The organism is Vibrio sp. 10N.247.311.47 (genome assembly GCF_041467535.1).
Classification (GTDB): Bacteria; Pseudomonadota; Gammaproteobacteria; order Enterobacterales; family Vibrionaceae; genus Vibrio; species Vibrio crassostreae_C.
Window position 1 is genome coordinate 133,590 of the sequence record NZ_JBFSUR010000009.1, and the last position, 11,611, is coordinate 145,200.

An 11,611-nucleotide genomic window follows, 5' to 3' on the forward strand; every position below is an offset into this window, starting at 1 on the left:
CCTCAAGGGCAGGGGATATTAGTATTTTATTGTTCTTTTAAAAGGCGGTAGTGAATCGAGTAGGGACTTTCCGTATCGCTTCGTTACTATGCGTCTATCAAGGATCGTGACTTTACCAGAATCTCTTTCCTTACGCAGTAGTCTACCCACAGATTGAATAAGCTTTTTACTCGCATCTGGAACAGTAATCTGCATAAAAGGGTTACCACCGCGTGATTCAATATATTCTGAATGTGCTTGCTCTACGGGAGAGGTAGGAACACCAAAAGGAATCTTGGTAATAACGAGGTTTTCAAGAAGCTCACCCGGTAGATCAAGACCTTCAGAAAAGCTGCCAGTTCCAAAAAGAACGCTGGTTTTACCTTGGTCTATTAGCTTTTTATGTTTTTTTAGGATTTCAGTTCGTGAAGTATCACCTTGAACCTGCAATGCCCACGATTTTTTAACGAAATCTGTTGCTAAAGCCTCTGCAACTTTGTTCATTTGCCAGTAAGAAGAGAATAGAACGAGATTGGCTTTTTTGTCTTCTATTACCTTAGGCAAAATTTCAATAAGATATTCGGTAAACTGAGGTGCTTGTGGTTCGTACTTCATTGCTGGAACGATAAGCTCAGCCTGATTCTGGTAATCAAACGGTGATGCCAAAGCCAAAAACTGTACGCCATCTTCTGCTTTTTGGCTGATACCTGCTTGATGACAGAAAAAGCTGAAAGAGTTGAGCGCCCTCATGGTCGCAGATACTAATACGGCACCCACACAGCGGCTCCAGATTTGTTGATCCAGTTGCCAACCTACCTCTAGTGGCGAAACATTCACAACGAAATCGCCTTCGCTTTCTTTATTCAGTTCGAGCCAACGAGCCAAAGGAGCACCTTTTTCTCTCTTCGGTTCAGCCATTAAGCGCCAAACTTGAGCAAGGTTTTCTGTTCTTTGTATATAGAAGCCAATTTCTGCCAACGCAGGCTCTGCAAGTTTTGCTGAAAGCTCGCCGTCTTTAACTCGTTCTGCAATTAGGTCTGCAATCTTCGCAACGGCTTGGCTCGCCTTTTGCGTGAGCTGCTTGAGATCTTTAGATTCATTCTCAAGCCACTCTGGTAAGTCGCCATGTTCGAAGCGATACAAGCCGTCTTCAAAGTGGTTAGCGTCAAACTGTTTACTCATTTGAGTCAGGGTAGGGATCAGCTGTTGCACTGAGTCTTGCAGTTCATTTCGAAACCGGTGGACACGTTTCTCGTCAGCGAGGCCTGAAAGCTTAGTGATGGATTGGTTTAAACGCTCTAACCATGAAGCGGCACCCTTTAGACTTGCCGCCGCAGAAGAGTGATCTCTGGCTACATGCGGTAAATGGTGAGCTTCATCGAATATATAGATGCTATTTTCTGGCTCAGGCAGTATCACACCGCCGCCTAAGTCAGCATCTGCCATCACTAAACTGTGATTGGCGATAATCACGTCTGCTTTATCTAGCTCTGAGCGCGCTTTTTGGAAAGGGCAGTCTCTATGAGTAGGCATACTGTTATTACAGCTGTGCTTATCACTAACAATCATCTGCCAAATCATGTTGTCGATGGGTTTTGGCCACGAATCGCGGTCACCATCCCATTTACCTTGGGTTAGGCTTCGATACATGGTTTGAAGTTGCTCGATATCTTTCTTCTTTGGCTTAGATTCGAACATGGCTATTTGTCCGCCATCAATCCCGCAGGCAGCGGCTAGCTTTTCGGAGCAACAATAACGCTGTCTACCCTTCGCTAATATGAAAGAAAACTCTCGATCAGTCAGTCTTCTATATAGAGGGAGATCTTTATTGACGAGCTGTTCTTGTAGCGCAACCGTCGCCGTCGATATGACTATTTTTCGATTATTGAGCACAGCGACAGGAATAGTAGCCATTAAATAAGCCAGTGATTTCCCGATCCCTGTCCCGGCTTCTGCAACGATCATGCGATTACGTTTGTGGTATTGACCACAAAGTGTCTTCGCTATTTCTGCAACAAGGTAATTTTGAGCACGTCTAGGTACAAAGTTGTCCAACTGATCTTGGAGGTTTTGATAACTGGTGCGAATAGATTTTTGAATTTTAGTAGTTAGCATACTGTGACCTACGTAACGGAGCGAGGATAGTAGCACATATCACTAGTCGGTACATTTACGGTGAAATAGCTTGCTTTTGAATCAAAGGTAGATCTTGTTCACAAAAAAAAACTGAACCATCAGGAACTTAACTATTTTATTTATGTTGCGAAATATAAATATTAAAAAAGACTGGCTTGTAGGTGTTAAGTTCTGAAAATTGACGTTTGCATGAGTTAATTGTGGTGTTAAATGCTGTTTTGTTCTTTTTTTGGATTATTATATTTCCTGATAAAACTAAGGATAAGCTGCTCGTAAAACAATGAAAAAAAATGTAAGCGATTGATTTTGAAAGTTTTGTGTTTTTTTTAGGTTTGTTTTTAGTTCATTTGACACGCAGGATAATCTTTTGCAATCTAGACCTCGAAATTTAGTGACGGTGATTAACCAACAAAGAGTGGTAATGACCAGTCATAAAAATAAAAGGGAACCGGGCAAGGATCTCCCATTCTTAGAAAAGGCAGTGGATTTATTATGAAAAAGACTCTATTAGCACTTGCAGTTGTTGCAGCAGCAGGCTCAGTAAACGCAGCGGAAATTTATAAATCAGAAGACGGCGCAGTAGACTTTTACGGTCAACTACGTACAGAGCTTAAGTTCCTAGACGGGCAAGATGCCAAATTAGGTTCAGGTTCTTCGCGTGCTGGTGTTGACGCTCAATATAATGTATCTGATGATCTTAAAGTTCTTGGTAAAGTAGAATTTGCATTGAAAGACAGTGGCGACATGTATGTACGTAACCACATTTTTGGCTTTAGCAGCGATCAAGCGGGAACAATCAAATTTGGTAAGCAATGGACTACATCAGATGATGTATACGGCGCTGATTACTCATACTTCTTTGGTGGTTCTGCACTGCTTTACTCTGCTTTGAACAGTGCTCTTCATGACTCACAAGTAAAGTACTCTTACGATTCTGACAACTTCTGGGTAAAAGCAGGATACGGATTAGCAGAAGATGATTCTAATCAAGAGCTAGCTGAACTTTACGTTGGTTTTTCTGTTGGTGACGTAAATATCCACGTTGGTGGTGGTCAAACAACTGATGATGTAGCTGGTTCTGGTTTTACAGGCCTTGAGAACACATACTACGAAGGTACTGTTGAGTACTCTAAAGATGTTCTAACAGTTGGTGCAACTGTTGCGGCATCTTCTGTTGAATCTGCTATTGATAAAGCAGACCAAACAGGTTTCTCAGTAGCTGCTACGTATGGCGTTGCTGATAAAACAACAGTATATGGTGGTTATGAGTTCGTGTCTCAAGATCACGATTTATTAGAAGATAGCAACGTTGTTTACGTTGGTGCTGAATACAAGTACGCTAGCTGGGCACGTGTCTATGCTGAGTATGGTTATGCAGACGGTAGTACTCTAGGTTTCACCGCTCAAGGTAGTGATATGGTTGTAGCGCCTCAGACTGTTGAGGGCGAAAACAATTTCGGTATCGGTGCTCGTGTTTACTGGTAATTTGATATATTGTTAGAAAAAGCCCAACATAGAGTTGGGCTTTTTTTTGCCTATTTTTTATAAGGATGGATACAATAATGCAAAGTTTCAAATATTCTTTTTTGGGGCTGTTAGTTGCTTCTACAGTAGTTGATGCCGAAGTAATATTGGATGTCCCTGAAAATGTAAATTTACTTTCAGTAAACATGAGTGTTCCTGACTTTGAACAAGGGTTGTTTTCTGCAGATAAGACAGTGCTTTTACCTGACGGTGAAAACCAAATCGTTTTTCAATATGAACCAGTATTTGATGAAAGAGATAATCAAAGGAAAGTCTACAGTTCTGTTATTATCGCTAAATTTGAGGCAAAAAACGAAGAACTTACCTTATCTATGCCTGAGTTTAAAAACTTGCGTTCTGCTCAAGAAAACATTGGAAACTTGAATTGGGAAATTAAAAACAAGCAAGGACAAGCCTTAATCAAAAATGAAGACATTTTAGCTAGTGACGGAGTTCAACTAAATAGAAGTTATTCTGAAGAAGCTACAGAATATAATAAAGTTGGTGGTGCTGCTGCTGTAACCATGAGTTATTTAGTTGTAGAAAACCAAGTTCGTCCTGCAGTTAAGGTTAATGCTATAAGTTTAGAAGAAAACACGCTAGTAAACGCTGAAGGTTTAACGGCTAACACATCAGCTCAGGTTGTAGATAAATCGGAGTCTTTGAAACAACTTAAAGCTTTGTATCTGAGCACTTCAAAAGAAGACCGTAAAGTATTCCGTAAATGGATGATTGACCAAGAGTAATCAATCTTCACGTACAAAAAAGCGAGACGTAAATCTCGCTTTAATATATTGCTATGAGTTAAATCTCTTTCCACTCACCAGGCTGCAGCTGCCCCACATTCATATTACCCATTGAGTAACGGATAAGACGCAGGGTAGGGAAGCCGATATTGGCTGTCATTCGTCTTACCTGACGGTTACGTCCTTCAATGATTGTAATAGCCAACCATGTTGTCGGTATCGCGGCTCTGAAGCGTACTGGAGGGGTTCTATCCCACACAACAGGTTCAGACATCACCTCAACCTGAGCGGGCAGTGTCATGCCGTCTTTTAGTTCGACACCTTTTCTCAATTTATCTAAATCTTCCTCAGAAGGTGTGCCTTCAACCTGTACCCAGTAAGTCTTTGGTGATTTTGAGTTTGGTTGAGTTAACTTAGCTTGGAAGATGCCATCGTTGGTCAAGACCATTAACCCTTCGCTGTCGCGGTCAAGGCGACCTGCAGCATAAACGTCTTTCACTGGAATAAAGTCCGCTAGCGTTTTTCTCCCTTCGCCATCTGTAAATTGGCTTAGAGTATCGAAAGGCTTGTTGAACAGAATTACTTTGCGATCTTCGAGCGCAACCTTAGGTTTTGCATTGGTAGGCTTGCCTTTATATCGGTGCTTGCTTGAGTGAGATTTGTTGTGCGAATTGCCAGTGTTATTCTTATCACTGCTTCGGCTTTGTCTATTACCGCTTTGTTTTAATGTTGCACCAGAACGAGCCGGTTTGTCTGAACGAGATGCGCTGCGTGAGCGAGTAGACATGTTAACTACCTTGCAAAAATGTAAACGAAGTGTGCTGAAAAGTTTTCACTGAAACGGAATTGAGCTATCATTTGCGCGCCTAAAAGACACAAAATAGAACAAGTTGATGGACTCTTAAGCCTGATTTGTTTAATTATACCTTCGTGTTTTATTATAACAACGCACTCACGGATTTGGTTCATGCTGTCATCAAGATTGTATGAAAAATAAGATAGAGATACGACTATCGAGTAAGCAGTTTTCACTCTTAGAGTGGCTTACTGGTCAATTTATAACACGCTCACTACTTTAAATGAGCTTGTAAGAACTATAGGGAAATTTCATGCCTACTGAAAAACCAACGATCATCTATACCATTACAGACGAAGCTCCGGCGCTAGCAACATACTCTCTGCTGCCTATCATTCAATCTTTTACAGCTTCTTCTGGTATTAACGTTGATACTCGCGACATTTCACTTGCAGGGCGTATTATTGCCAACTTCCCTGACTATTTGAACGAAGAGCAACGTATTGGTGATGCATTAGCAGAACTAGGTGAATTGGCTAAGACACCAGAAGCAAACATTATCAAGCTTCCAAACATCTCTGCATCTGTACCTCAGCTTCAAGCAACAATCAAAGAGCTACAGTCAAAAGGTTACGCACTTCCTAATTACCCAGAAGAAGCAAACACTGACGAAGAGAAAGCAGTAAAAGCGACTTACGACAAAATCAAAGGCAGTGCAGTAAATCCAGTATTGCGTGAAGGTAACTCGGATCGCCGCGCTCCACTTTCTGTTAAAAACTACGCGAAGAAGAACCCACACTCAATGGGTGCTTGGTCTGCAGATTCTAAGTCGCACGTTTCAAGTATGGACGACAAAGACTTCTTCGGTAGCGAAAAGTCAGTAACCATTGAAGGTGCTACAGAAGTTAGCATTGAATTCGTTGGCAAAGATGGTGCGAAGAAAACATTGAAGCCAGCTTTTGCACTGCAAGATAAAGAGATCATTGATGCGTCAGTGATGAATAAGGCCGCTTTGGTTGCATTCTTCGAAAAAGAAATCGCATCGGCTAAAGAGCAAGGTGTACTGCTTTCTCTTCACTTGAAAGCGACGATGATGAAAGTATCTGACCCAGTGATCTTTGGTCACGCGGTTAAGGTTTACTACAAAGACGTATTTGCTAAACACGGTCAGCTGTTTGAAGAGCTAGGCGTTGATGTAAATAACGGCATCGGTGATGTCTACGCGAAGATTGATGCGCTTCCTCAAGAGCAGAAAGAAGCAATCGAAGCTGACCTGCAAGCGGTATACGAGACTCAGCCACCACTAGCGATGGTTGATTCGGACCGTGGCATTACTAACCTACACGTACCAAGCGATATCATTGTGGATGCATCTATGCCTGCAATGCTGCGTTCTTCTGGTCAAATGTGGGATCCAGAAGGTAAGCAAAAAGATACCAAAGCAATGATCCCAGATCGTAGCTACGCGAGCATTTACCAAGCGGTTATTGATTTCTGTAAAGAGAACGGCGCGTTCGATCCAACAACGATGGGTAGCGTACCAAACGTTGGCTTGATGGCTCAAAAAGCGGAAGAGTACGGTTCTCATGATAAGACTTTCATCCTTGAAGCTGCTGGTCAGGTTCAAGTTGTTGACGCTTCAGGCGCTGTGCTTCTTGAGCAAGACGTAGAGGAAGGCGATATCTTCCGTATGTGTCAGGTTAAAGATGCACCAATCCAAGACTGGGTTAAGCTTGCGGTAACGCGTGCTCGTGCATCGGGTGTTCCAGCGGTATTTTGGCTAGATGCGTCACGCGCACATGATGCTCAGCTTATCAAGAAAGTTGAAGCATACCTTCCTGAATACGATACCGATGGTCTTGAAATTAAGATCCTTGCTCCACTTGAAGCGACTCAATACTCACTGGTTCGTATCAAAGAAGGCCTAGATACTATTTCGGTTACTGGTAACGTATTACGTGATTACCTAACTGACTTGTTCCCGATTTTAGAGCTTGGTACATCAGCTAAGATGCTATCGATTGTTCCACTAATGAACGGTGGTGGTCTGTTTGAAACAGGTGCTGGCGGCTCTGCTCCTAAACATGTTCAACAAGTAGAGAAAGAAAACCACCTGCGTTGGGATTCTCTAGGTGAATTCTTGGCACTAGCGGCATCTCTAGAGCACCTGAGCGTAGTAACAGGTAACGCTAAAGCACAAGTTCTAGCTGATGCGCTTGATAAAGCGACGGGTGAGTTCCTTGATAACAACAAGTCTCCTTCACGTCGAGTAGGTGAGCTTGATAACCGTGGTAGCCACTACTATCTAGCGGCATACTGGGCTAAGGCGCTTGCTGAGCAAACGGCTGACGCTGATCTTGCTGCTGAGTTTGCAGGTGTGGCAAGTCAACTGGCTGAAAGTGAAGAAGCGATCGTTGCAGAGCTGAACAACGCTCAAGGTGTGGCTGGCGACTTAGGTGGTTACTACCTACTTGACGATGCATTGGTTTCAACACTAATGCGCCCAAGCTCAACGCTAAACGCGTTTATTGATGCATAGTGATTGGACTCATCGTTAGTCACTCATGAGCGTGATTTGCTAACGAGTTGCTTAGGCTGATAGCTAAGTTATAGATAAAGTCAAAACGAAAGACGCTTTAACGATAATGTTAAAGCGTCTTTTTTCTGTCTAATACTTCTTAAGACCTAGCTTAAGGGGAGTAGCTCTTCGAGCTCATTGTCCAGTGAGCAACTTTAGAGCCCCCAAAACGAAAAAAACCGCTCACGTAATCCTGTGTTACAGGTATTAAATGAGCGGTTTCAATATTCTGTTTACCTGTCAGCCGTTAATGACGACTGATGGAGGTTAACATGAGTTTGCATTCGCCTATTTTGCGGCGCTGCCTTCTACAGGAACAACGGAGCTAGCATGCGAGCCTTTAGGTCCACTTTCTACTTCATAGTCGACCTGCTGACCAGCCTTTAAGGTTCGATAACCTTCCATTTGTATTGTGGAGTAGTGCGCGAAAATATCGCCGTCTTCACCTTCTGGACAAATAAAGCCAAACCCTTTGGCATTGTTAAACCATTTTACTGTACCTGTAGCCATGCTATACATCCCTCATGCATTTTGTTACTAACGTTGTTATATCAATTGTTGTAAGTGCGATTGATATCATTCCTACCAGCTAAAGAATTTCAGCTAATAGCTTGAATCTCGTACATTGCTTACGGAAATTAACGCTACCCTGCGTAATTATTCCTTATTGTTAATTTTTGAAGCGTGTTACTGATTTTAATTCATGTTGCAAAAGTGTATTAAAAAACCTTTTAGCTCCAATGTAGCTAATGATTGAGCACAGTCAATAGTAAATTGGTATAAAAGTGATCAATTTTAATAACAAATCACATTCGAGATTAACCGCAAACTATTAACCAAATAGTAACTTAGCGGTAATCTTATCGTTAGTATCAATAGTTATGGCGTCTTTTTAATCAATCACATATGTTAATCTTGTTAATCGAGATCTTTTATTTGCAGCGATGGAAATGGTGGATTAGGCTCAGTATAGAGGAATATTTTTTGGTACTGTTTCTAGGTGCAGTTTCTTAGTACACGGTAAAGCGTGAATGTGGTAAATTTGAGTTAGGTAAACACTCACGACTTCCGAAAAATAACCCTTAGCAAAGCGATATGAGCAGAAACTTTGAATGGGCATCTCCAGGCTCAGATTTACTGGAGAAAGAAGCAACAAAAGTAAAGCCACCGGCGATGTATAACGTTGTGTTGAATAACGATGACTACACGCCCATGGACTTTGTAATCGAGATCCTAGAGCGATTCTTCTCACTAGATATCGAAAAAGCAACGGAAGTGATGCTCAAGGTTCATTATGAAGGTAAAGCTATATGCGGCACATACAGTGCTGAAATAGCGGAAACAAAGGTAGCGCAGGTCACGATGTACTCAAAGGAAAATGAGCATCCGCTACTATGTACAATGGAGCAAGTATAAATTGCTCGAACAACACTGTTGTTCCCTTAGGAGGTACTTATGCTAAATAAAGAATTAGAGACGAGTTTAAATGGCGCATTTGCTCGTGCGCGAGACAAGCGACATGAATTCATGACTGTCGAACACCTCCTACTAGCATTATTAGAAAATGATGCGGCCAAGGAAGCGCTCCAAGCTTGTCAGGCTGATCTCGATGCTCTTCGCAATGAGCTCGATATTTTTATCGATCAAACGACCCCACTTATCCCTGAAAGCGACGAAACTCGCGAAACTCAGCCTACGTTGAGCTTCCAACGAGTACTTCAACGCGCTGTTTTTCATGTTCAATCTTCAGGTCGCAGCGAAGTAACAGGTGCTAACGTACTTGTGGCTATTTTTAGTGAGCAAGAATCTCACGCGGCATATCTTCTTAAGAAAAACGACATTAGTCGCTTAGATATTGTTAACTTCATCTCACACGGTATTACCAAAGCGAGCAACGAAGGCGACAGTCCTTCATCATCCGATTCATTTGGTGGTGCAGAAAATGCTGAAGAAGCTAACTCTGAAGACCGTTTAGAAAATTTTGCTACTAACCTTAACGAAGTCGCAAAGCAGGGCAATATTGACCCACTAATCGGTCGTGACAAAGAGCTGGAACGCACTATCCAAGTTCTGTGTCGTCGTCGTAAGAACAACCCTCTGTTAGTGGGTGAAGCGGGGGTAGGTAAAACTGCCATCGCGGAAGGTCTTGCATGGCGCATCGTTGAAGGACAAGTGCCTGAAATCATTCAGAGCAGCGTAATTTATTCTCTAGATATCGGTTCACTGTTAGCCGGAACCAAATATCGTGGTGACTTTGAGAAACGTTTTAAAGCGATTCTTAAGCAACTGGAGAAAGAAGAAGACGCGATTCTGTTCATCGATGAGATCCACACCATTATCGGTGCCGGGGCTGCATCGGGTGGTCAGGTTGATGCGGCAAACTTAATTAAACCACTACTAAGCAGTGGCAAATTACGTTGCATCGGTTCAACAACGTACCAAGAGTACAGCAGTATTTTTGAGAAGGAGCGTGCTTTAGCTCGTCGCTTCCAGAAAATAGATATTATTGAACCATCGCTAGACGATACGACCAAGATCCTGATTGGCTTGAAGCCAAAATACGAAGCTCACCACGAAGTGCGCTACACCAACAAAGCGTTGCGTGCCGCTGTGGAACTGTCAGCTAAATACATTAATGAACGCCACCTTCCTGATAAGGCCATTGACGTAATCGATGAAGCGGGCGCTCGTAGTCGTTTGGCACCTGCAAGCCGTCGTAAGAAAACGGTAAGCGTGGCTGATATTGAGTCAATGGTTGCGAAAATGGCGCGTATTCCTGAAAAGTCAGTATCGTCTTCAGACAAAGATACACTCCAGAAGCTGGATGAGCGCATGAAAATGTTGGTATTCGGACAAGACCCTGCAATCGATGTATTGAGTGAAGCGATTAAGCTGACCCGTGCTGGATTGGGTGCAGACAATAAACCTGTTGGTTCATTCTTGTTTGCTGGTCCTACTGGTGTCGGTAAAACAGAGGTGACTGTTCAGCTGTCTAAGTTGATGGGTATTGAGCTTCTGCGCTTTGATATGTCTGAGTACGGTGAGCGACACTCAGTGAGCCGCTTGATTGGTGCGCCTCCTGGTTATGTTGGTTACGACCAAGGTGGTTTGCTAACGGATGCCGTAATCAAGAACCCGCACTCTGTTGTGTTACTGGATGAAATCGAGAAAGCTCACCCAGATATCTTTAACTTGCTACTGCAGGTAATGGATAACGGCACGCTAACTGACAACAATGGTCGCAAAGCGGACTTCCGTAATGTGATTCTAGTGATGACGACCAACGCAGGTGTGGCTGAAACCGAGAAGAAATCGATCGGCCTGATCCAACAAGATCATGCGCCAGATGCGATGGGCGAAATCAAGAAGGTATTTACTCCTGAGTTCCGTAACCGTCTTGATAATATCATTTGGTTCAACAGCCTTGACCCAAGTGTGATTAGCCAAGTAGTTGATAAGTTCATTGTCGAGCTTCAGGTTCAACTGGACGCTCGTGGCGTGTCTTTAGAGGTTTCTGAGGATGCTCGTCACTGGTTAGCTGATAAAGGCTATGACAAGACCATGGGTGCTCGTCCAATGGGACGTGTTATTCAAGAGAAGCTTAAGAAACCACTTGCTAACGAGTTACTGTTCGGTAGCTTGGTTGATGGCGGTACGGTTAAAGTATCCCTGAAAAAAGACGAATTGGATTTCATCTATGTTGGTGCTAAAGAAGAGGTCATGCACTAACGAAGTGATTGATAAATCAAAGGCTTAAATATAAAACGCATGACTTAGGTTGTGCGTTTTTTTATGCTTGCGAGATGCGAGATGCGAGATGCGAGATGCGAGATGCGAGATGCGAGATGCGAG

At 42.8% G+C, this 11,611-nt stretch carries 8 protein-coding genes; 5 read left to right on the plus strand and 3 right to left on the minus strand.

All coding sequences use genetic code 11. From position 1 onward, the window contains the following. Positions 1–18: 18 nt before the first annotated feature. The gene (gene dinG / locus AB6E51_RS08685) at positions 19–2,094 is read right to left on the minus strand and encodes an ATP-dependent DNA helicase DinG (RefSeq protein WP_372058181.1); all 2,076 of its coding nucleotides are present in this window, start codon (positions 2,092–2,094) and stop codon (positions 19–21) included. Positions 2,095–2,607: 513 nt separating this feature from the next. Between dinG and AB6E51_RS08690 the strand changes: the two genes are divergently transcribed. Together AB6E51_RS08690 and AB6E51_RS08695 are read left to right on the plus strand one after the other, a co-directional pair. Continuing rightward, positions 2,608–3,600: a porin gene (locus AB6E51_RS08690; RefSeq protein ID WP_102332493.1), complete on the plus strand. Its 993-nt coding sequence runs from the start codon at positions 2,608–2,610 to the stop codon at positions 3,598–3,600. Positions 3,601–3,677: 77 nt separating this feature from the next. Next, positions 3,678–4,385, plus strand: coding sequence for a DUF2057 family protein (locus AB6E51_RS08695; RefSeq protein ID WP_372058180.1), 708 nt, complete (start codon positions 3,678–3,680; stop codon positions 4,383–4,385). Between the two features lie 58 nt (positions 4,386–4,443). On the opposite strand, the gene AB6E51_RS08700 is transcribed toward AB6E51_RS08695, so the two are convergent. Beyond that, entirely contained in the window at positions 4,444–5,172 is a 729-nt protein-coding gene (locus tag AB6E51_RS08700) for a pseudouridine synthase (RefSeq protein ID WP_372058179.1), read from the minus strand. 322 nt (positions 5,173–5,494) lie between these two features. On the opposite strand from AB6E51_RS08700, the gene AB6E51_RS08705 reads away from it, so the two are divergent. Further along, entirely contained in the window at positions 5,495–7,720 is a 2,226-nt protein-coding gene (locus AB6E51_RS08705; RefSeq protein WP_017067848.1) for an NADP-dependent isocitrate dehydrogenase, read from the plus strand. 327 nt (positions 7,721–8,047) lie between these two features. Here AB6E51_RS08705 and cspD read toward each other — a convergent pair whose 3' ends face one another. Then, positions 8,048–8,269, minus strand: coding sequence for a cold shock domain-containing protein CspD (gene cspD / locus AB6E51_RS08710; RefSeq protein ID WP_004736548.1), 222 nt, complete (start codon positions 8,267–8,269; stop codon positions 8,048–8,050). 585 nt (positions 8,270–8,854) lie between these two features. Here cspD and clpS point away from each other — a divergent pair. Both clpS and clpA read left to right on the plus strand, forming a co-directional pair. Beyond that, entirely contained in the window at positions 8,855–9,175 is a 321-nt protein-coding gene (gene clpS / locus AB6E51_RS08715; RefSeq protein ID WP_004737430.1) for an ATP-dependent Clp protease adapter ClpS, read from the plus strand. Between the two features lie 39 nt (positions 9,176–9,214). Beyond that, a complete protein-coding gene (clpA, locus tag AB6E51_RS08720; protein WP_017062108.1) occupies positions 9,215–11,488 on the plus strand; it encodes an ATP-dependent Clp protease ATP-binding subunit ClpA in 2,274 nt (757 codons plus the stop codon). Positions 11,489–11,611 lie beyond the last annotated feature (123 nt).